16 protein-coding genes are annotated in these 20,492 nt (G+C 74.9%); 12 read left to right on the top strand and 4 right to left on the bottom strand.

Annotation, left to right across the window (positions count from 1 at the left end):
- Positions 1–35 precede the first annotated feature (35 nt).
- From ATL51_RS02420 to ATL51_RS02410, 3 genes are all read left to right on the top strand, one after another.
- The gene (locus tag ATL51_RS02420; RefSeq protein ID WP_301548858.1) at positions 36–1,175 is read left to right on the top strand and encodes an MBL fold metallo-hydrolase; all 1,140 of its coding nucleotides are present in this window, start codon (positions 36–38) and stop codon (positions 1,173–1,175) included.
- 218 nt (positions 1,176–1,393) lie between these two features.
- A complete protein-coding gene (locus ATL51_RS02415; protein ID WP_073574567.1) occupies positions 1,394–1,738 on the top strand; it encodes a histone-like nucleoid-structuring protein Lsr2 in 345 nt (114 codons plus the stop codon).
- Positions 1,739–1,834: 96 nt separating this feature from the next.
- Entirely contained in the window at positions 1,835–3,370 is a 1,536-nt protein-coding gene (locus tag ATL51_RS02410; RefSeq protein ID WP_100877512.1) for an acyl-CoA synthetase, read from the top strand.
- Between the two features lie 76 nt (positions 3,371–3,446).
- Here ATL51_RS02410 and ATL51_RS02405 read toward each other — a convergent pair whose 3' ends face one another.
- Entirely contained in the window at positions 3,447–4,688 is a 1,242-nt protein-coding gene (locus tag ATL51_RS02405; RefSeq protein ID WP_301548857.1) for an MFS transporter, read from the bottom strand.
- A 115-nt stretch (positions 4,689–4,803) separates the two neighbouring features.
- Between ATL51_RS02405 and ATL51_RS02400 the strand changes: the two genes are divergently transcribed.
- Both ATL51_RS02400 and ATL51_RS02395 read left to right on the top strand, forming a co-directional pair.
- On the top strand, positions 4,804–6,315 hold the full coding sequence (locus ATL51_RS02400) for a long-chain-fatty-acid--CoA ligase (RefSeq protein WP_100877511.1): 1,512 nt from the start codon (positions 4,804–4,806) through the stop codon (positions 6,313–6,315).
- A gap of 48 nt (positions 6,316–6,363) precedes the next feature.
- On the top strand, positions 6,364–7,002 hold the full coding sequence (locus ATL51_RS02395) for an MOSC domain-containing protein (protein ID WP_208622896.1): 639 nt from the start codon (positions 6,364–6,366) through the stop codon (positions 7,000–7,002).
- On the opposite strand, the gene trpS is transcribed toward ATL51_RS02395, so the two are convergent.
- Positions 6,980–8,077, bottom strand: coding sequence for a tryptophan--tRNA ligase (gene trpS, locus ATL51_RS02390; RefSeq protein WP_208622895.1), 1,098 nt, complete (start codon positions 8,075–8,077; stop codon positions 6,980–6,982). The genes ATL51_RS02395 and trpS overlap by 23 nt on opposite strands.
- 183 nt (positions 8,078–8,260) lie before the next feature.
- Between trpS and ATL51_RS02385 the strand changes: the two genes are divergently transcribed.
- The 4 genes from ATL51_RS02385 to ATL51_RS02370 all read left to right on the top strand — a co-directional run bounded on the left by ATL51_RS02385 (position 8,261) and on the right by ATL51_RS02370 (position 13,491).
- Entirely contained in the window at positions 8,261–9,418 is a 1,158-nt protein-coding gene (locus ATL51_RS02385) for a GTP-binding protein (RefSeq protein ID WP_100877510.1), read from the top strand.
- An 11-nt stretch (positions 9,419–9,429) separates the two neighbouring features.
- Positions 9,430–10,866: a pyridoxal phosphate-dependent decarboxylase family protein gene (locus tag ATL51_RS02380; RefSeq protein ID WP_100877509.1), complete on the top strand. Its 1,437-nt coding sequence runs from the start codon at positions 9,430–9,432 to the stop codon at positions 10,864–10,866.
- Between the two features lie 106 nt (positions 10,867–10,972).
- Positions 10,973–11,962 (top strand): ABC transporter substrate-binding protein, encoded by a 990-nt coding sequence (locus ATL51_RS02375; protein ID WP_100877508.1) that lies wholly within the window; start codon positions 10,973–10,975, stop codon positions 11,960–11,962.
- Between the two features lie 128 nt (positions 11,963–12,090).
- Positions 12,091–13,491 carry a uracil-xanthine permease family protein gene (locus ATL51_RS02370; protein ID WP_100877507.1) on the top strand — a complete coding sequence of 467 codons (1,401 nt, stop codon included), beginning with the start codon at positions 12,091–12,093 and terminating at the stop codon, positions 13,489–13,491.
- A gap of 3 nt (positions 13,492–13,494) precedes the next feature.
- On the opposite strand, the gene ATL51_RS02365 is transcribed toward ATL51_RS02370, so the two are convergent.
- Complete coding sequence (locus ATL51_RS02365) at positions 13,495–14,709, bottom strand: GNAT family N-acetyltransferase (protein ID WP_100877506.1); 1,215 nt, start codon at positions 14,707–14,709, stop codon at positions 13,495–13,497.
- Positions 14,709–15,647: a methionyl-tRNA formyltransferase gene (locus tag ATL51_RS02360; protein ID WP_073574560.1), complete on the bottom strand. Its 939-nt coding sequence runs from the start codon at positions 15,645–15,647 to the stop codon at positions 14,709–14,711. Before ATL51_RS02360 ends, ATL51_RS02365 begins: the two co-directional genes overlap by 1 nt.
- A gap of 124 nt (positions 15,648–15,771) precedes the next feature.
- Here ATL51_RS02360 and ATL51_RS02355 point away from each other — a divergent pair, with 124 nt between their 5' ends.
- From ATL51_RS02355 to ATL51_RS02345, 3 genes are all read left to right on the top strand, one after another.
- Positions 15,772–17,514 carry an ABC transporter transmembrane domain-containing protein gene (locus ATL51_RS02355; RefSeq protein ID WP_100877505.1) on the top strand — a complete coding sequence of 581 codons (1,743 nt, stop codon included), beginning with the start codon at positions 15,772–15,774 and terminating at the stop codon, positions 17,512–17,514.
- Positions 17,511–19,307 (top strand): ABC transporter ATP-binding protein, encoded by a 1,797-nt coding sequence (locus ATL51_RS02350; RefSeq protein ID WP_100877504.1) that lies wholly within the window; start codon positions 17,511–17,513, stop codon positions 19,305–19,307. The genes ATL51_RS02355 and ATL51_RS02350 overlap by 4 nt, the downstream gene beginning before the upstream one ends.
- 108 nt (positions 19,308–19,415) lie before the next feature.
- Positions 19,416–20,456: an ABC transporter substrate-binding protein gene (locus ATL51_RS02345; protein WP_073574557.1), complete on the top strand. Its 1,041-nt coding sequence runs from the start codon at positions 19,416–19,418 to the stop codon at positions 20,454–20,456.
- Positions 20,457–20,492: the final 36 nt, after the last annotated feature.

Here is a 20,492-nt window from a genome sequence, read left to right as displayed (position 1 = left end):
GGGGAGCGGGCCCGGGCCTTCGTACTGTGGTGATCGTGTCCCGCAGCAAGCGCGTGCCGACCGCGGCCGTCCTGTCCGTCCCGCTCGCCCTGACCGGGGCCCTCGCCGCGCTCGGCGTGCACGTGCGCCGCAACATGGGGGCCCGCGCGGGCGACCTCCACCGGATCGCCTCCGGGTCGCCGAACGCCGTCGACGGCGTGTTCGCCAACACCGAGCCGGGTCTGCCGCGGGCCAAGGCCTCCGCCAGGATGATCCTGAACATGCTGGTGGGCCGCCGGTCCGAGGGCGTCGCGCCGGCCACCGTGCCGCTCGCGCCGCTGCGGACCCCCGACGAGCCCGCCGGGCTGGCGGTGACCTGGCTGGGGCACGCCGGGGTGCTGCTGGAGATCGACGGCCGACGGGTCCTGGCCGACCCGGTCTGGTCGGAGTACGCCTCCCCCGTGCCGCGCTTCGGGCCGCGCCGCCTGCACCCGCCGGTCGGGCCGCTGTCCGCGCTGGGGCCCCCGGAGGTCGTCGTGATCAGCCACGACCACTACGACCACCTCGACCGTCCGACGGTCACCGCGCTGGCCCGTGACACCTCCGCGGTGTTCGTCGGCCCGCTCGGGGTGGGCGCGCACCTGCGGGCCTGGGGCGTGCCCGGGCACCGGGTCGTCGAGCGCGACTGGGAGGGCGTGGTGACCGTCGCCGGGCTGGAACTGACCTGCCTGGAGACCCGGCACTTCTCCGGGCGCGGGCTGCGCCGCAACACGACGCTGTGGGCCGCCTGGAAGGTCGCGGGGCCGCGGCACACCGCGTACCTGGGCGGGGACACCGGCGCCACCCGGGCGCACGCGCGCACCGGGGCCGCGCACGGCCCGTTCGACCTGACGGTGCTGCCGATCGGCGCCTACGCCGACCTGTGGCCCGACATCCACGCCGACCCGGAGCAGGCCGTCGCCGCGCACCGCGAGCTGGGCGGCCGGGTGCTGCTGCCGATCCACTGGGCGACGTTCAACCTGGGCTTCCACCCGTGGGACGAGCCCGCCGAGCGGGCCCGCAAGGCCGCCGCCGACCAGGACGTGGTCCTGGCCCTGCCGCGTCCGGGCGAGCGGATCGACCTGACCGGCGTCACGACCGTCGACGACGCGCGCGCCGCGGTTCCCACCGAACCGTGGTGGCCGACCGCGCGCTGATTCACGTCACGTTCGCCGCTGACCCTTTTCGCCCATTCCCGTCGCCCGGACGCCGTATCCCCCGACCCGAAACGACGGCGCCGGACTATTTCCGGGCAGGGGTTCGACAGGTCGGTTCGGCATCCATTATCGTTCTGCCCGAAGAATCGGTTCCGGCTCCGACCGGGCGATTCCCGTCTCCGGCCGATCCGGTGATTCCCCGTGGAAGGAATGACGACGTGGCGCAGCAGACGACCATCACACTGGTCGACGACCTCGACGGCACCGAGGCCGACGAGCAGGTGGAGTTCTCCGTCGACGGCCGCGCCTACGAGATCGACCTGTCCGCCGGGAATGCCGAGAAGCTGCGGGAATCGTTGGCGCCCTACGTCGCGGCCGCCCGTCGCGGGTCCGGTCGGCGCGGTCCCGCTTCCGGCACCTCGTCGTCGAACGGTTCCAGCTCCTCGGAACGCGCCGCGAACCGCGCCGTGCGGGAATGGGCGGTGGCCCAGGGCATGAAGATCTCCGAGCGCGGGCGTATCCCGTCCTCGGTTCTCGAGGCCTATCAGAACGCGCACTCCTGACCGCTGCCGCCGCCGGGGTCGCCCCGGATGGCAGGATCGGGCCGACGAGAGACGTGCGCCGGGCGATCCGCGGCGCGCCCCGACGGAGAGGCCCCGATGTACCCAGGCACGCACGCCGCCACGACCCCCGACAAGCCGGCCGTGATCATGGGGGGCTCGGGCGCGACCCTGACGTTCCGTGAGCTGGAGGAGGGGTCCGCCCGGCTCGCGAACCACCTGCGTGCGGCCGGTCTGCAGCGGGGCGACGTCGTCGCACTCGTCGCGGAGAACACCGCGCGGGTCTACGAGGTCTACTGGGCCGCCCAGCGGTCGGGGCTCTACATCACCGCGGTGAACCACCACCTCTCCGCGCCCGAGGCGGCCTACATCGTGCGGGACTGCGGCGCGAAGGCGCTCGTCGTCTCGGCCGGTGTCGCCGGTCTGGCCGCGGCGATCGAGGACCACGTCGACACCCCGGTGCGGCTGGCCTTCGGCGGTGAGATCCCCGGTGCGTCGCGCTACGCCGACTACGACGAGACCCTCGCCGCGGTGCCGGCCGAGCCGCCGGCCGACCAGCCGCGCGGGGCGGACATGCTCTACTCGTCGGGCACCACCGGCCGACCCAAGGGCATCAAGCCGACGCTGCCCGACCGGCAGGTCGACGAGCCGGGCGACACCTACCAGGCCCTGTTCGGGTCGATGTACGGCTTCGACACCGACACCGTCTACCTGAACCCGGCCCCGCTCTACCACGCCGCGCCGCTGCGGTTCACCGCCACGGTGCAGGCACTCGGCGGCACCGTCGTGGTGATGGAGCGCTTCGAGCCCGAGAAGGCCCTGGCGCTGATCCAGCGGTACTCGGTCAGCCACTCGCAGTGGGTGCCGACGATGTTCGTGCGGATGCTCAAGCTCCCGGAGTCCGTCCGCGCGTCCTACGACGTGTCCTCGATGCGGGTCGCGATCCACGCGGCCGCGCCGTGCCCGGTGGACGTCAAGCAGGCGATGATCGACTGGTGGGGTCCGGTCCTGCACGAGTACTACGCCGCGACCGAGTCCAACGGCATCACCTTCATCGACTCGGCGCAGTGGAGCGAACGTCCCGGCTCGGTCGGGCGCGCCGGGCTCGGCACCATCCGGATCGCCGACGACACCGGCGCCGTCCTGGCCCCGGGCGAGATCGGGACGGTCTACTTCGAGCGCGACGTCCGGCCGTTCGAGTACCACAACGACCCGGGCAAGACCCTCGCCGCGACCCACCCCGAGCACGAGAACTGGACCACCACCGGGGACCTGGGCTACCTCGACGAGGACGGCTTCCTCTTCCTCACCGACCGCAAGGCGTTCATGATCATCTCGGGCGGGGTGAACATCTACCCGCAGGAGGTCGAGGACGCCCTCGCGCTGCATCCCAAGGTGCTCGACGTCGCCGTCATCGGGGTGCCCGACGAGGAGATGGGCGAGAAGGTCAAGGCCGTCGTCCAGCCCCCGGAGGGCGTCGACGCCGGCCCGGAGCTGGAGCGCGAGCTGATCGACTTCGTGCGGGAGCGGATCGCGCACTACAAGGCGCCGTCGTCGGTGGACTTCACCGACTTCCTGCCGCGCACCCCCACCGGCAAGCTGGTCAAGCGGGAGCTGCGCGACCGCTACGTGTGACGCCCCACCGTGCTCCCAGGGTCACTTTCGTGGCGCTCTAAGCCACGAGAGTGACCCTGGGAACACACGGCGCGGGTCAGGCGGCCCGGCGGGCGTAGCGGGCCCGGGTCCACGCGGCGACCAGCGCCAGCGGCACCGAGGCCACCAGGGCGGCGGCGAACAGCGGGGCGAAGCGCCCGGCGTCGGCGAGCGGGGCCCCCAGCGTGGTCCCGGCCGAGCTGCCCAGGAACAGCAGTGTCGCGAACAGCGCGACGGCGGTCGCGCGGGCCTGCGGGACGACCTCGGTCGCCCAGGTCTGCAGGGTCGAGTGCAGGAACGCCCACGCCCCACCCAGGCAGAGCCCGGCCACGGCGACCGTCGCCGGGTGCACGACGACCAGCGGGAACACCCAGGCGATCACGAGGAACCCGCCGCCGACGGCGGCCAGCGCGGCGGGGCGCAGGCGCCCGACCAGGCGTCGCACGACCCGGGAGAACAGCACCGCGCCGACGCCGTAGCCCCCGGCGGCGAGCCCGGCCAGCGCGGCGGAGCTGCCCCCGGCCTGCAGCGACGGGGCCAGGTAGGTCAGCACCCCGAGCACGACGGCGCCCTCGACGAAGGCGAGCGCCAGGACCAGCCGCGCCCAGCCGTTCCCGGCGACCGCGGCCAGCGGGCGGAGCACCGCGTCGACGATCCCGCGCGAGGTGGTGCGGGCACCGTCGGGTTCGGGCAGCGCCCGCAGCGCGACGAACAGCACCGCGCAGCCGGCCGCCGTCGCACCGAGGACGACGCGCCACCCGGCCAGGTCGGCCAGCAGGCCCGCCCCGGCCGTGGCGACGGCGGTGCCGAGCGCGGTCGCGGCGAGCAGGTCCGACAGGGGCCGCTGCCGGACCGCGGCGGGCCAGGTGTCACCGACGTACACCAGCGCCGCCGGGATCAGCGCCGCCGTGCACGCGCCGGTGACGACCCGGGCGACGACCAGCACTGCGAGGGTCGGGGCCAGCACCGAGGCGACCCCGCCCAGCACCGCGCCGACCAGGGCCAGGCGCATCACCCGGACCCGGCCGATCCGGTCGGACAGCACCCCCCACACGACCTGCATGAGGCCGTAGGCGAGGAAGTAGCCCCCGGCCGCGCCGGCCGCCGCGGCCAGCGGCGCCGAGAACGACGCGGCGATCGGGACCAGCAGCGGCGCGATCGCGAACCGGTCGACGGTGCTGGTCAGCGACGCCAGCTGCAGCAGCCGGAGCCGCCGGGTGCCGTCGGGGACGGCACCGCCGGGGTCGGCTCCGTCGGGGTCGGCTCCGTCGGGACCGCTGCCGTCGGGGGTCGTGCTCACCGGCGTCACCCTGCACGGCGGCCCGTGATCTTGCCCCACCGGGGTGATCGGGACCACAGTGGCAGGGCAGTCGAGGCTCGGGAGGCCACCGGTGGGCACGATCACGGGACACGGGATGACCGCGGCGGACATCGTCGCGCGGCACGCACGGACCACACCGGACGGGCCGGCGCTGGCCGACCCGCGGACGTCGCGGACCTGGGCGCAGCTCGACGACCGGGTGTCCCGGCTGGCGACCGTGCTCGCCGACCGGGGGGTCGACCGGGGGGACCGGGTCGCGGTGCTCGGGCTCAACTCCGTCGAGCTCGTCGAGAGCTACCTGGCGGTGCTGCGCCGCGGCGCGATCTGCGTGCCGCTGAACTTCCGGCTGACCGCGGGCGAGGTCGCCTTCCAGCTCACCGACTGCACCCCCACCGCCGTGCTCTGCGACGACGGGTTCGCCGCGACCGTGGGGACCGCGCGGGAGCAGGCACCGTCGGTGCGGACGGTACTCACCCTCGGCGAGGGGTTCGGCGCGCTGCTCGCCGGGACCGACCCCGGCGACTGGGGCGACGACGTCGCCGACGACGAGCCCGCCTACATCATGTACACCTCGGGGACGACCGGCCGCCCGAAGGGCGCGGTGCTGACCCACCGCAACCTGATGCTGCACGCGTTCCTGTCGATCACGCACCTGGGCACCGCGGGCGACGACCGGGTCTCGCTGTCCGGGGCTCCGCTCTTCCACATCGCCGGGCTGTCCGGGATGCTCCCGACCCTGATCGCGGGCGGCCGGGTGATCATCCCGCCGTCGGGCGGCTTCGACCCGGTCGCGACGGTCGACACCCTGGAGCGGGAGCGCGTGTCGTCGTGCTTCTTCGTCCCGGCGCAGTGGCAGGCGATCTGCGCCGTGCCCGGCATCGCGCAGCGGGACCTGTCGGCGCTGCGCCGGATCACCTGGGGGGCCGCCCCCGCGTCGACGACGCTGATCCGCACCATGATCGACACGTTCCCGCAGGCCATGGTGGTCACCGCGTTCGGGCAGACCGAGTGCAGCCCGGTCACCTGCGCGCTGCGGGGCGAGGACTCGGTGCGCAAGATCGGTTCCGTGGGGACGCCGATGGTCGGCGTCGAGGTGCGGGTCGTCGACGCGGACATGAACGATGTGCCGCGCGGCGAGGTCGGCGAGATCGTCTACCGCGGTCCGACCGTGATGCGGGAGTACTGGGGCCGCCCGGAGGCGACGGCCGAGGCGTTCCGCGGCGGCTGGTTCCACTCCGGTGACCTGGTGCGCGAGGACCCGGACGGCTTCTACTACGTCGTCGACCGCGCCAAGGACATGATCATCTCCGGTGGGGAGAACGTATACAGCGCCGAGGTCGAGGAGGTGCTGGCCGCGCACCCGGGCGTCGCCGACGTCGCGGTCGTCGGGGTGCCGGACCCGCGCTGGGGCGAGACCCCGCTCGCCGTGGTCGTGCCCGCCGACCCCGCCGCCCCGCCGGACCTGGACACGCTCACCGCGTGGTGCGCCGACCGGCTGGCCCGCTACAAGCAGCCGAGCCGGCTCGCGCTGGTGGAGGTGTTACCGCGCAACCCGTCGGGCAAGGTGCTCAAGACCGAGCTGCGCCGTCTCCACGGGTCCGTGTGAGACGAACCCGCTCGCGTCGGCGGCGGTGGGACGCCTAGCGTCGCGGGGGTGTCCGTCGTGGAGTCCGTGAACACCGGGGTGTCCCGTCCGATCCTCGCCAAGGCGGGGACCTCGGGCATCGACAAGCGGCCGGTACCCGGTCCGGTCCGGGTGGACATCCCAGCGCCCGCGGCGAGCGGGCTGGCCGGCGACACGATCTGCGACGCCGACCACCACGGCGGCCCGGACCAGGCCGTCTACGCCTACGCCCGGGAGGACCTGGAGTTCTTCGCCCCCGAGCTGGGCCCGCTGCGGGCGGGGATGTTCGGGGAGAACCTCACCACCCGCGGCGTCGACGTGTGCGGCGCGGAGCTGGGCGAGCGCTGGCAGGTCGGCGGAGTGCTGCTGCAGGTGACCGCGCCGCGCATCCCGTGCCGGACCTTCGCCGCGCACCTGGAGCGGACGGGCTGGGTGAAGCGCTTCACCGCGGCCGCCCGCCCCGGTGCCTACCTGCGGGTCCTGTCCCCCGGGGGGATCCGCGCCGGCGACGCTGTGACCGTCGAGCACCGGCCCGGGCACGGCGTCACCGTCGCCGACGCGTTCCGGGCACTGCTCGCCGAGCCCGCCCGCCTCCCGGATCTGCTGGCCGCGGGCGAGCACCTGCTGCCGCGGATCCGGGAGACGGTCACCCGGCGGACCGCGTCCTGACCCGCCCGTAGCGCATCCCCATGGCCGCGCGGACCGCGTCGAGTGTCTCGTCGGCCAGGTCGTTCGCGCGGGAGTTGCCGCGGGCCAGCACGTCGTCGACGAGCCCGGGGTCGCGGGCCAGCTCGGCGCGCCGCGCGCGGTGTCCGGCGAGGTGGTCGTTGACCGCGTCGGTGGTGAGCCGTTTCAGCGCGGCGGCCCCGTCCAGGGTCGCGGCCAGCTCGTGCGGGTCGCGGCCCAGGCACAGGGCCGCGGTCGTGAGCAGCCCGTACACCCCGGGCCTGCCGTCCGGGTCGACGGTGATGCGCCGCTCGGGGTCGGTGCGGGCGCGGCGCACGAGCGCCGCGGTCTCGTCCGCGGTCGCGCCGAGCGGGACGGCGTTGCCGCGGGACGTGGACATCGTGTGCCCGTCGAGCCCCGGCAGCTCCGGGGTGTCGGTCAGCATCGGCTCGGGCGGGGTGAACACCGGGCCGTAGCGCTCGGCGAAGCGCCGGGCCAGCGCCCGGGTGAGCTCGATGTGCGGGAGCTGGTCCTTGCCCACCGGCACGAGGTCGGCGCGGCAGGACAGGATGTCCGCGGCCTGGTGCACCGGATAGGTCAGCAGCAGCCCCGACAACGCCCGTCCGGACGCGGCGTGCTCGGCCTTCACCGTCGGGTTGCGGTGCAGCTCGGCCTCGGTGACCAGCGACAGGAACGGCAGCATGAGCTGGTTCAGCGCGGGCACCGCGGAGTGGGCGAACACCGTCGTGCGGTCCGGGTCGAGCCCGGCGGCGAGCTGGTCGAGCACCGCGTCGCGGACGTGGTCCGACAGCCGGTCGGCGACGTCACGGTCGGTGATCACCTGGTAGTCGGCGAGGATCACCAGCACGTCCACTCCGGACCGTTGCAGCCGGACGCGTTCGGAGATCCTGCCCACCAGGTGCCCGAGGTGCAGAGGGCCGGTCGGCCGCTCCCCGGTCAGCACCCGGTGCGACGACGGGTCGGCGGCGACGGCGGCACGCAGCGCGGGCATCCGGGCGACGGCGGCACGCAGCGCGGGCATCCGGGCGACGGTGGCGGTGGCGGCGAGGGAATCCATGATCAGCTCCTGGGAACGGGGAGCTGCACGAGACACACCGGTTGCCGCCGGGCTGCTCGGCAGCCCGGGATGACGGTGACGTGCGTCTACGCGGCTGCGGGGAGCAGCCGCCACCAGACCGGACGGGAGGTGCGCACGGGGGCACCCTTCACCGCGATTATCGACAATGGTTATCGTGAATCTATGGCCGACCGTCGCGTTCCCGTCACGATCCTGTCCGGCTTCCTCGGCGCGGGGAAGACGACGCTGCTGGAGCACCTGCTCGCGAACCGCGACGGCAGGCGGATCGCCGTCGTCGTCAACGACATGAGCGAGGTCAACATCGACGGCGCGCTGGTCGACCTGCACCGCAGCCAGGAGAAGCTGGTCGAGCTCACCAACGGCTGCATCTGCTGCACGCTGCGCGAGGACCTGCTGACCACGGTCGGCGAGCTCGCCGCGGAGGGGCGCTACGACCACGTCGTCGTCGAGTCGACCGGGATCTCCGAGCCGATGCCGGTCGCGGCGACGTTCGAGTGGACCTTCGACGACGGCACCGCGCTCTCCGACGTCGCGCGGCTGGACACGATGGTCACCCTCGTCGACGCCTCGACCTTCGAGACGCTCCTGACCAGCGAGGACTCGCTCGCCGACCGCGAGCTGCAGGCCGCCGAGGGCGACGAGCGGACCCTGTCGGACCTGCTCGCCGACCAGGTCGAGTTCGCGGACCTGCTGGTGCTCAACAAGACCGACCTCGTCGCGCCGCACGCGCTGGGCCGGATCGAGGCGCTGCTGTCGCGGATGAACCCGGGCGCACGCCGCGTCCGCGCGGTGCGTGGCGACGTGCCGGTCGCCGAGCTGCTCGACACCCACCGCTACGACCCGGCGGCGGCGTCCGCGACACCCGGCTGGGCGCAGGAGCTCAACGGCAGCCACACCCCCGAGACCGAGGAGTACGGGATCGCCAGCGTGACCTGGCGGGCCGGACGCCCCTTCCACCCCGCCCGGCTGCTCGACGCGCTCGCCGAGTGGCCCGGACTGCTGCGCAGCAAGGGCTTCTGCTGGCTGGCGACCCGGCCCGACGTCGCCGGCCTGTGGTCGCAGGCCGGCCCGAACATGGCCCTGGATCCGGCGGCGCCGTGGTCGTCGTTCGACGGGCCGCGCGGGCAGGAGATCGTGTTCATCGGGCTCGGCCTGACCCGCGCGGCCGTCACCGCGCGCCTCGACCCGGCCCTGCTCACCGACGACGAGCTGCTCGCCGGGCCCGGCTCCTGGCGCGACCTGGACGACCCGCTGCCCACCTGGGACCTCGACGACCTGCACGACCACGGGATCCACGAGCACACGCCCGTGGCCGGGTAGCGTCCGGGCACGTGCCCGACCTCACCCCGGACGAGTTCCGAGCCCTCGGCCACCTGTTCGTCGACGCCGTCGCCGACGCCCGCGCCGGGATCGAACGTCACCCGGTCCGCGACGTCGTCGAGCCCGGCACCGTGCGGGCCCGCTTCCCCCGCGAGGCGAACGAGGACCCCGAGCCGCTCGCGGCGTTCCCGTCGCTGGTCGAGGCCGTCACCGGTGACGCCGACACCCGCTGGCAGCACCCCGGGTTCCACGCGTTCTTCCCGGCGAACGCGTCGCTGACCTCGCTGCTGGGTGAGCTGCTCTCCGGCGGCGCCGGGGCGCAGGGGATGCTCTGGTCGACCTCGCCCGCGTGCACCGAGGTGGAGCAGGCGGTCACCGACCAGGTGGCCCGGGCGCTCGGGCTGGACGAGACGTTCACCCACGACGGCGGCGGGGGCGGCTCGATCCAGGACTCGGCGTCCTCGGCGGCGCTGGTCGCGCTGACCGCCGCGCTGCACCGGGCCGCCCCGGACCCGGACTCCGGCTGGCGCGCGCGCGGGGTGACCGGCCGGGAACGCGTCTACGTCACGGCCGAGACGCACTCGTCGCTGGCCAAGGCGGTGCGGGTGGCCGGGCTCGGCGCGGACGGGCTGCGGACCGTCCCGTGCACCCCGGGCTCCCGGGCGATGGACCCGGCCGCGCTGGCCGCCACCCTGGCCGCGGACGTCGCCGCAGGGCTGGTCCCGGTCCTGGTGTGCGCGACGGTCGGGACGACCTCGACCGGGTCGAGCGACCCGGTCGCGGCGCTGGTCACGGCGGCGCGACCGTACCGGGCCTGGGTGCATGTCGACGCCGCGTGGGCGGGCGTCGCCGCGCTCTGCCCGGAGCACCGCTGGGTGCTCGACGGCGTGAACCCGGGCCCCGGGCCCGGCGTCGACTCCTTCTGCACCGACGCCCACAAGTGGCTGCTCACCGCGTTCGACGCCTCGCTGCTCTGGGTGCGCGACGCCCGCGCGCTGCCGGCCGCGCTGTCGATCACCCCGGCCTACCTGCGCGACGCGCACTCCGACACCGGCGCCGTCGTGGACTTCCGGGACTGGCAGGTCCCGCTCGGGCGCCGGTTCCGGGCACTGAAGCTGTGGGCGGTGCTCCACGGCCAGGGGCTGTCCGGGCTGCGGTCGCACCTGCGCGGCCACGTGGACCTCGCCGCCGAGCTGGCCGAGCGGGTCCGCGGGCACGACGACCTGGAGCTGGCGTGCGCGCCGGTGCTGTCCCTGGTCTGCCTCCGCTCGCGCTCCGGAGACGCCGCGACCACCGCGCTGCTGGAGCGCGCCAACGCCGACGGACGGGTGCTGCTCACCGGCACCGAGGTCGACGGGCACCCGCTGGTGCGGGTGGCCTTCGGCGGGGTCACCACGGGCCGCGAGCACCTCGAGGTCGTGTGGGATGTCCTGTCTGCCCGATCGTGACCGCCGTGGGTAAGGTTCGCCTGTCCACCCGGAAGGGTGTACTGACCTGATCCCCCGGCGCCCGGTGCACCCCGCCCGCACGGGTCCCGTCGAAAGGACCGCCCCCATGCCCCGACCCCTGCTCCGCGCGCTCGCCGCGTGCGTGGTCCTGTTGCTGGCACTCGCCGGCTGCTCCTCCGGGGGCTCCGGCGACGCGGCACCGCCCGCCCCCGCCGACGACGCCCCCACCGGGGCGTTCCCGGTCACCCTCACCCACGCCTTCGGGCAGACGACGATCCCCGCCGCGCCGCAGCGGGTCGTGACCGTCGGCTTCAACGACGCCGACTTCGCCCTCGCCCTCGGCGTGAAGCCGGTCGGGGTCCGCGAGAACATCGGCGACTACGACTACGCGAAGCGCCCCTGGGCGCAGGAGGCACTCGGCGGGACGCAGCCGCAGCTGCTGACCGGGTCCCAGATCCCGGTCGAGCAGGTCGCCGCACTCCAGCCCGACCTGATCCTCGGCGTCTACTCCTTCATGGACCAGGCGACCTACACCGCGCTGTCGCAGATCGCGCCGACCGTCGCCCAGGGCACCCCCGACGGCACGAACGCCGCGGGCTGGGAGGAGCAGACCCGCATCACCGGGCAGGCCACCGGGCGCACCGAGCAGGCCGAGCAGGTCATCGCCGCGACCCGCGCCGAGTTCGACGAGGCCAAGGCGGCCCACCCCGACTTCGCGGGCACGAACCTGAAGATGGACTTCTTCATCGAGGGCGTCCCCTACGACATGGGCACCGACGACCTGCGCGCCCAGATCTTCGCCGGCCTCGGCTTCACCGTCCGGCCGGACTCGCAGACCCTCTCGCTGGAGCGTCAGGGCGACCTCGACAGCGACGTGCTCGTGGTGCTGGGCCGTTCGCGCGCCGAGTCCGAGGCCGACCCGGTGTTCCGCGCGATCCCGGCGGTCCAGCAGGGCCGGGTCGCCTACCTCGGGCCGTTCGAGACCGAGTTCGCCGCCGCGCTGGGCTACTCCAGCCCGCTGTCGCTGCCCTACGCCATCGACACCGTCGTGCCGCAGCTCGACGCGGCGCTGCAGGGCCGGGCCCCCGGCAGCTGAGCCGGCGCCCGCGCACCGGTGCCGTGAACGTCACGTCACCGGTGCGCGCAACCCCTTGTCCCGCCCCGCCGCGCCGACGACTGTGATCGCGGCCCCGTCAGGGCGGCGGGCCACGGTGAGGGGGCTCGGTGACTTCGACGCGGGAACGACGGCGCGGCTGGACCGTGGTGCACGGCGGCAAGGCCCCGCCGCCCGGCGAGGTCGTGGGCCCGCAGGAGCGGCTGTCCTGGCCGCGCACCGTCGGCCTCGGCGGCCAGCACGTGATCGCGATGTTCGGGGCGACGTTCGTCTTCCCGGTCCTCATGGGACTGAACCCCAACATCGCGATCCTGATGTCCGGCGTCGCGACCGCGCTGTTCCTGCTGATGACCCACGGCCGGATCCCCAGCTACCTGGGGTCCTCGGCGTCGTTCGTCGGCGGGGTCGCGGCGATCCGCGCCCAGGGCGGGGACTCCGCGGCCGTGACCGGCGCGATCGTCGTCGCCGGGGTGGTGCTGCTGCTGGTCGGTGTGGTCGTGCACCTGGTCGGCGCCCGCGTCGTGTCCCGGCTGCTGCCACCCGCGGTGACCGGCGCCGTCGTCATGCTGATCGGGTTCAACCTCGCCGGGGTCGCCTCGACCGTCTACTGGCCACAGGACCAGTGGGCCGCGCTGGTGACGATGGTCGTGGTGATCGCCGCCGCGGTACTGCTGCCGGGGTTCTGGGGCCGGATCGGGGTGCTGATCGGCCTGGTCGCCGGGTTCGCCTTCTCGCTGCTGCTCGACGCCACGACCGGTCCGATCACCGCGCCCGACGCGAACGGGGACGTCGGCACCCGGATGCGGGTCGACCTGTCCGGGGTCGGGTCCGCGGACTGGGTGGGGCTGCCGCCCGCCACCCAGACCGGACCGGACGGCATGGAGATCGCCGGCTGGCACTGGCCGACGTTCTCGTTCGCCTTCGCGCTCCTCGTGCTGCCCTCGGTGATCGCGCTGGTCGCGGAGAACGCCGGGCACGTCAAGGCCGTCGAGGGGATGACCGGCGAGCGCCTCGACCCGTACCTGGGCCGGGCGCTGGCCGCGGACGGCGCGGGCACCACGCTGGCCGGCCTGGTCGGCGGCTCCCCCACCACGACCTACGCGGAGAACATCGGCGTGATGGCCGCGACCCGGGTCTACTCCACCGCCGCGTACTGGGTGGCCGCGGCCGTCGCGGTGCTGCTGGGGTTCTGCCCGAAGTTCGGGGCACTGATCGTCGCGGTGCCGGGCGGGGTGCTCGGCGGGCTCACCGTGGTCCTCTACGGCATGGTCGGGCTGCTCGGGGCGGCCATCTGGATCCGCAACGGGGTCGACCTGGCCCACGCCGCGAACCTGGTGCCGCTGTCCGCCGGGCTGATCATCGGCATCGGCGGGGCGAGCCTGTCGGTGGGCGGGTTCGAGCTGTCCGGGATCGCGCTGGGCACGATCGTGGTGCTCGTCGGCTACCACGCCCTGCACGCGCTGCTCCCCGCCGACCGGCGCCCCTCCGGGGACGGCGGGCCGCTCGGCTGAGGCTCAGGCCGCCGTGCGCACCATGACGACGGCGTCCTTGTGCGGCAGCGCGATCCGCTCGGCCTCGTCGAACCCGGCCCGGCCGAACGCCCCCCGCGCGGCGGTGTTGCGGGCGTCGGGCTCGGCGAGCACCCGCGGGCACCCCGCGGCGGTCAGCGCGTCGGCGACCGCGGCGAGCAGCGCGCCACCGGTGCCACGCCGGTGCGCGGCACCGACGCAGACGTGCACGCCGACGTCGCCCGGGCCGACCGGGAACGCGCGGGCCAGCGCGTGCCGCACCGGGCGGTAGATCTCCAGGTACGCGATCGGTCCGGCGGCCGGGTCGCCGGCGGGCTCCACGAGCACGGCGGCGGTACCCGACCCGGCGCCGTGGCCGTCCAGCTCACGAGCCCAGCGCTCGTCGGGCCAGGGCTGACCGAAGAAGCGCACCACCTCGGGCCTGCGCATCCAGTCCCCGACGGTGCGCAGGTCGGCGCCGTGCGGACGGGCCGGACGCAGCAGGTACTCCCCCGCGCGGCCGGGCACCGGCGGGTCGGTCACCGCCGGCGCACCCGCCCGCAGCAGCGGGTTCGGCGTGCGGTGCCACCGGGCCGGGTGCAGGACCGGGCGACGCCACAGGTGCGCCGCGGTCAGCCAATGATGCAGCAGCCGCCGCACCCGGCCGGGGCGCTCGGCGTCACGGGCCGCGGCGAGCCGCTCGGCCAGCGCGGTGAGCTCCGAGCACTCCGGCCGAGCCGCCGGGCCGGTTGCCCCGACCAGCGGCAGCAGGCCCGACACCAGTACCCGGTCGGTCAGGTCGGCGTCGGAGACGCGACCCGCCTCGTGGTGCAGCAGGGCCAGCGCGACCGCCACCGGGTCGGTGCCACCGACGGGCTCCGGCGGGCCGCCGGCCGGCCCCCGTTCCGGGGCGGGACCGTCGGCGGCCGCCGGGACCGGACCCGGCGGCAGCGGTCCGGGGCCGCCGCGGGCGGCGAGCTCGGTACGCAGCGCGGCGGCCAGCTCGTCGGGACCCGGGTGGGGGTCGACGGCACCGTCGGTCGTGGCCAGGGCGATCCGGGAGAACCGGTGCAGGCCGACCGGCGAGGCGTGCTCGACCTCGGCGACGACGTCCATCCCCACCGCGGGCAACGGCAGGACCAGCGGACCCGGCGCCGGATCGGCGCCGATGTCGAGGAGGGCGTGTCGCAGGATCCGTTCCCGGCGGGCGTCGGGAGTCATCAGGTCAGGTAACCCCCCATGCGGCGGAAGTGGTCGCCGGCGACGTGCTCGACCCCGTCGGCGTCCTTGACCCGCTGCAGGACCAGGCCGTACTGGCCGCCACGCCAGGCGTCCGGCCCGGCGACGACGACCACCCCGCTCCCCTCGCGGGCGAAGATCCGCCCGTTGGTCCCGCCGCAGCGCTCCCGCGACACGGTCGCCTCCAGCACCCGCAGCCGCGCCCCGTCGTGCAGGCACCAGGCGTTCGGGTACGGCCCGGTCTGCGCGCGCACCAGGTTGACCAGGTCGGCCGCCGGACGGTCCCAGGGGATGCGGTTGTCCTCGTCGGCCCGCTTGTGGAAGAACGACGCGTGCGCCGGGTCCTGGGTGAGCCACTCGTGCGGACCGTGCTCGACCCGGTCGAACGCCTCGAGCGCGAGCGGTCCGAACAGGAGCACGGTGCGCTCGAACAGGTCCTCGGTGGTGTCGGTCGGGGTGACCGGCACCGTGCGCTGGCAGATGATCGGGCCGCGGTCGAGCTCGGCGTCCATCCAGTGCGCGGTCACGCCCACCTGGCTCTCGCCGTTGATCAGCGCCCAGTTCAGCGGGGAGAACCCGGCGTAGCGCGGGAGCAGCGAGTCGTGGGTGTTGACCGTCCCGCGGGGCGGGGCGGAGAACACCTGCGGGGAGATCCAGGTGCGCCAGTTGCAGGCCACCCCGATCTCGGCACCGGACCCGGTGATCGCGGTGACCAGCTCGGCGTCCACGGCCTTCTCCCGGTAGAGCACCGGGATCCCGTGCTCACGGGCCAGGTCACCGAGCGACTCCTGGAAGATCACCGGGGACGGCTCGCCCTCCTCCGGGTGGCTGACGACGAGCACCACCTCGTGCCGCGAGTCCAGCAGGTCGGCGAGCAGCCGGGCTCCCCACTTCTGGTATCCGAACAACACGACACGCACGAGGTGTCGACCTCCTCCTGGGACGGGACCCGATGACGGGCGGCGACCGGTGCGCCGACCGGGGAGCGGCGAGACACACCCCGCCCTCATGATCGCCACGCGCTGGTGAGGTTAGCCTCTCTTCATGACCGAGCACAGGGGCACCGGTGACGCACGGGTCACCGCACGCGAGGTGGTCCGCAGCACGATCAGGTCGTTCCGCGGCCGGGTCGCCGCGGCCACCGTCCTGCTCTGCGGGCACCAGGTGGGTGAGGCGCTGGTACCGGTCCTGGTGGGCGTGGTGATCGACCGCGCGGTCGCGACCGGCGACGTCGGCAGCCTGGTGATCTGGCTGCTGGTACTGGCCGCGGACTTCGCGATGCTGTCCTACAGCTACCGGTTCGGGGCGCGGCAGGCCCTGCACGCCGACCTGCGTGCCGACGCCGGGCTCCGCACCCGCGTGGCGGCGCGGCTGCTGGACCACCGGGGCGGCGCCGAGACCGGCAGGCTGCCCGGCTCGGTCACCTCGATCGCCGTCGCCGACGCCAAGCGGGTCGCGGTGATGAACTTCTGGATCCCGACGGCGGCGGCCGCGGCGGCGGCGCTCGTGGTCGCCGCGGTCGCGCTGCTGCGGATCTCGCTCCCCCTGGGCCTGCTCATCCTGCTCGGCACCCCGCCGCTGCTGTGGCTGATCGGCCGGGTCGGCCGGCCGCTGGAGCGGCGCAGCGGTGCCGAGCAGGAGCGGGCCGCACGCGCGGCGGGCACCGCCGCCGACCTGGTGTCCGGCATCCGCGTGCTCAAGGGCCTGGGCGCCGGGCCCGCCGCGGCCGAGCAGTACGCGGCCAGCAGCCGCACCGCGCTGGGCGCCACGCTGCGGGCGACCCGCGCCGAGGCCGGCTTCCTCGGCACCGTCCAGCTCGCGAACGGCCTGTTCCTCGCGGTCATCGCGCTCGTGGGCGGCCTGCTCGCCCTCGACGGGTCCATCACCGTCGGCAACCTGGTCTCCGCGGTCGGGCTCGCCCAGTTCCTCGTCGGGCCGCTGCAGACCCTCGGTATCGCCGGGGCGCGCTTCGCCCAGGCGCGGGCCTCGGCCGGGCGGATCGCCGAGATCCTCTCCGCGCCGCCCGCCGTCGGCCCCGGCCACGACGGCCGCGATGCCGGCCCCACCGCCGACCCCACCGACCCGGCCGCCGCGCTGGCGGTCACCGGGCTGCGGCACGGCCCGCTCGACGGCCTCGACCTGCAGGTGCCCGCCGGTCAGCTGCTCGGCGTGGTCGCCCCCGACCCGTCCGCGGCGACCGCACTCGCCCGCTGCCTGGCCCGCGACGTCGCACCCGAGGAAGGGCGGATCCTGCTCGGCGGCACCGGCGTCGACGACCTCGCCCCGGCCGCCACCCGGTCCACGCTGCTGGTCGCGGCGCACGACGCGCACCTGTTCACCGGCACCGTCCTGGACAACGTCACCGCCGCGACCCGCAACGGCGCCGCGGGGTCCGCGACGGTCGCGGCGATGGCCGCGGCCCGCGCCGACCAGGCCGTCGAGGCCCTCCCGCAGGGCGCCGACACCCCGGTGACCTCGCGCGGCAGCTCACTGTCGGGCGGGCAGCGCCAGCGGGTCGCACTGGCCAGGGCGCTGGCCGCCGATCCCCCGGTCCTGGTGCTGCACGACCCCACGACCGCCGTCGACGCCGTCACCGAGACCGAGATCGCGGCCCGGCTGCGCGAGCACCGCACCGGCCGCACGACCGTGCTCCTCACCACCAGCCCGGCGCTGCTCGCGGTCACCGACCGCGTGGTGGTGCTGCGCGACGGCCGGGTCGTCGCGGACGCGACGCACACCGAGCTGATGACCGACGACACCGACTACCGCAGGGTGGTGACCGGATGACCACCGGGACCGAGCCGTCCGGACCCCGTCTGCTGCCCGTCGCCGACGGGCGCCGCACCCGCGCCGTCCTCGGCGAGCTGCTCCGGCCGCGCCGCGGGACAGCCGTCGCCGCCCTCGTCGCGCTGGTCGCCGGGTCGGCGGTGAGCCTGGTGGCGGCACCGCTGCTGGGCCGGATCGTCGACCTCGCCGCCCGCGGGGCGGCGCCGTCGGCGCTGACCGCGCCGGTCGCCGCGCTGGCCGGGGTCGCGGTCGTCCAGGGTGTGCTCGCCTTCGCCGGGATCGCGCTGATCGCCCGGGTCGGGGAGACGATGCTGGCCCGGCTGCGGGAGCGCTTCGTCGCCCGCGCGCTGGACCTGCCGCTGGACACCCTGGAGCAGGCCGGGTCCGGTGACCTCACCGCGCGCGTGACCGACGACGTCAAGGTCGTCGGCGAGGCGGTGCGCGAGGCGCTGCCCGAGTTCGCCAGGGCCGCACTGATCATCGGCCTGACCCTGGTCGCGCTCGGCGCGCTGGACTGGCGGTTCCTGCTCGGCGCGCTGCTGGCGGTGCCGATCCAGGTGGTCACCGCCCGCTGGTTCCTGCGTCACTCCGGCCCGCTCTACGACGACGAGCGCATCGCGGGCGGGGCCCAGCAGCAGCAACTGCTCGACACCGCGGCCGGGGTGAGCACGGTGCGCGCGTTCCGCCTCACCGACGACCACCTGGACCGGGTCCGTGCCCGCGCCGAGGCCGTCGCCGGGATCGGGCAGCGGCTCGTGGTGCTGCAGACCCGCTTCTTCGGCCGGCTCAACGCCGGTGAGGTCCTCGGTCTGAGCGGCGTGCTGGTCGCCGGGTTCGTGCTGGTCGGCAGCGGCAGCACGACGATCGGTACGGCGAGCGCGGCGGCGCTGTACTTCATCAACCTGTTCACGCCGATCAACATCATGCTGTTCCAGCTCGACGCCGCCCAGTCCGCGGTCGCCGGGTTGCGGCGCATCGTCGGCGTCGCCGAGATCGACCCGCCCGCCCCGCCCGCGGACCCGGCGGTGCCCGCCGACGCGCGGGTGCGGGTGCGCGGCCTGACCCACTCCTACGTCGACGGCCACCCGGCACTGTCCGGGGTGGACCTCGACCTGGCGCCCGGCGCCCGGGTCGCGCTGGTCGGGACCAGCGGGGCGGGCAAGTCCACGCTGGCCAAGCTCGTCGCCGGGATGCACACCCCGGACGCCGGATCGGTCGAGATCGGCGGCGTGCCGCTGGAACGCATCGACCAGCGCGGCGGGCGGCCGCCGGTGGTCCTGGTGACCCAGGAGGTGCACGTGTTCGCCGGGCCGCTCGCGGAGGACCTGCGCCTGGCCCGCCCGGACGCCACCGACGACGACCTGCGCGCCGCCCTGGCCACGGTCGGCGCGGCGCCCTGGGTGGACCGGCTGCCCGACGGGCTGGAGACCGTCGTCGGGGACACCGGGCACGCGCTGACCGTGGTGCAGTCCCAGCAGCTCGCGCTGGCCCGGCTGGTGCTGGCCGACCCGCCGGTGGTGATCCTCGACGAGGCGACCGCCGAGGCCGGCAGCGCCGGCGCGGCGGAGCTGGAACGCGCCGCCGACGCCGCGCTGGCCGGCCGCACGGCCGTCGTCGTGGCGCACCGGCTCAGCCAGGTCGCCGACGCCGACCTCGTGCTGGTGCTCGAGGGCGGGCGGACCGCGGAGACCGGCACGCACGCCGAGCTGGTCGCCTCCGGCGGCCGCTTCGCCCAGCTGTGGCAGGCCTGGACGGGTCTGCGCGGTGAGTCCGTCCGGCGTACCGGCGACTGAGGTAAGGATCTCTTGACCTGGCCTGGGACTTAGGTAAGCCTCAACTGCCACATCGGATCACCGGGCAGCGACGGCCCCGTCGTCCCGGGTCGAGAGAACAGGAACGTCATGCCTCACGCCTCACCGTCCAGGGGACGGTTCCGTCCACTGCTCGTCGCCCTGCTCGGTGTCCTCGTCCTCGCCGGGTGCTCGTCGGCGCCGTCGGGCGGCGGTGCCGAGGCCCCCGCGGCCCCGGCCGCGTCCGGCACCTTCCCGGTGACCGTCGAGCACAAGTACGGCTCCACCGAGATCACCGCCGAGCCCGAGCGGGTCGTGACCCTGGGCTACACCGACCCGGACGCGCTGCTCGCCGTCGGGATCGCGCCGGTCGGCATCGTCGACTGGTTCACCCAGCCCCCGGCCGGTAACACGTGGCTGTGGCAGGAGCAGGGCTTCGCCGGGCAGACCCCCGAGGTCGTCGGCGTCCGCGAGGAGTACCAGCTGGAGAAGATCGCGGCGCTCCAGCCGGACCTGATCATCGCGTCGTACTCGGGCATGACCCAGGAGCAGTACGACCAGGTCTCCCGGATCGCGCCGACGGTCGCGCAGCCGAAGGGCTTCGAGGACTACACCGCGTCCTGGCAGGTCATGACCCGGGAGATCACCAGGGCCGTCGGCCGTGAGCAGCAGGGCGACGAACTGATCGCCGCGACCGAGAAGAAGATCGCCGACGCCAAGGCCGCGCACCCCGACTGGGCGCAGCAGACCGCCGTCGCGGTCTCCTACGACACCCCGAACTACTTCGCGTTCGCCGGTGGCGACATCAAGGCCGACCTGCTCGCCCAGCTCGGCTTCCGCGCCCCCGAGGCGATCACCCGGGCCGCGGCCGGGACGAGCGAGGCGCAGCTGAGCCCGGAGCAGGCCGGCGAGTTCGACGTCGACAAGCTACTCGTGCTCGCCCCGACCGAGGCCGCGAAGGCCGAGATCCAGGCGCGTCCGGAGTTCAGCAGGCTCGACGCCGTCCAGCAGGGCCGGGTGCTGTGGATGCTCAGCTCCGACCGCACCGAGCCGCTGCCCGCCGCGCTGAGCTACGGCAGCGTGCTCAGCCTGCCGTACGCGATCGACAAGCTGGTGCCGGAGCTCGAGGCGCTCCCCGCCACCCAGGGCTGACCACGGGGCGCACCCCGCGCACACGAGAGGGGGCCG

This window comes from Pseudonocardia alni, assembly GCF_002813375.1.
In the GTDB taxonomy this organism is placed as follows: domain Bacteria; phylum Actinomycetota; class Actinomycetes; order Mycobacteriales; family Pseudonocardiaceae; genus Pseudonocardia; species Pseudonocardia alni.
This window is presented reverse-complemented; position numbering and strand designations above follow the sequence as displayed.

What these genes read in the sequence shown, in the direction of transcription:
- ATL51_RS02365 (WP_100877506.1), bottom strand. Translation starts at nt 14,709, where the DNA reads ATGACTCCCGACGCCCGCCGGGAACGGATCCTGCGACACGCCCTCCTC.
- ATL51_RS02385 (WP_100877510.1), top strand. Translation starts at nt 8,261, where the DNA reads ATGGCCGACCGTCGCGTTCCCGTCACGATCCTGTCCGGCTTCCTCGGC.
- ATL51_RS02345 (WP_073574557.1), top strand. Translation starts at nt 19,416, where the DNA reads ATGCCTCACGCCTCACCGTCCAGGGGACGGTTCCGTCCACTGCTCGTC.
- ATL51_RS02355 (WP_100877505.1), top strand. Translation starts at nt 15,772, where the DNA reads ATGACCGAGCACAGGGGCACCGGTGACGCACGGGTCACCGCACGCGAG.
- trpS (WP_208622895.1), bottom strand. Translation starts at nt 8,077, where the DNA reads ATGGATTCCCTCGCCGCCACCGCCACCGTCGCCCGGATGCCCGCGCTG.
- ATL51_RS02400 (WP_100877511.1), top strand. Translation starts at nt 4,804, where the DNA reads ATGACCGCGGCGGACATCGTCGCGCGGCACGCACGGACCACACCGGAC.
- ATL51_RS02410 (WP_100877512.1), top strand. Translation starts at nt 1,835, where the DNA reads ATGTACCCAGGCACGCACGCCGCCACGACCCCCGACAAGCCGGCCGTG.
- ATL51_RS02375 (WP_100877508.1), top strand. Translation starts at nt 10,973, where the DNA reads ATGCCCCGACCCCTGCTCCGCGCGCTCGCCGCGTGCGTGGTCCTGTTG.
- ATL51_RS02350 (WP_100877504.1), top strand. Translation starts at nt 17,511, where the DNA reads ATGACCACCGGGACCGAGCCGTCCGGACCCCGTCTGCTGCCCGTCGCC.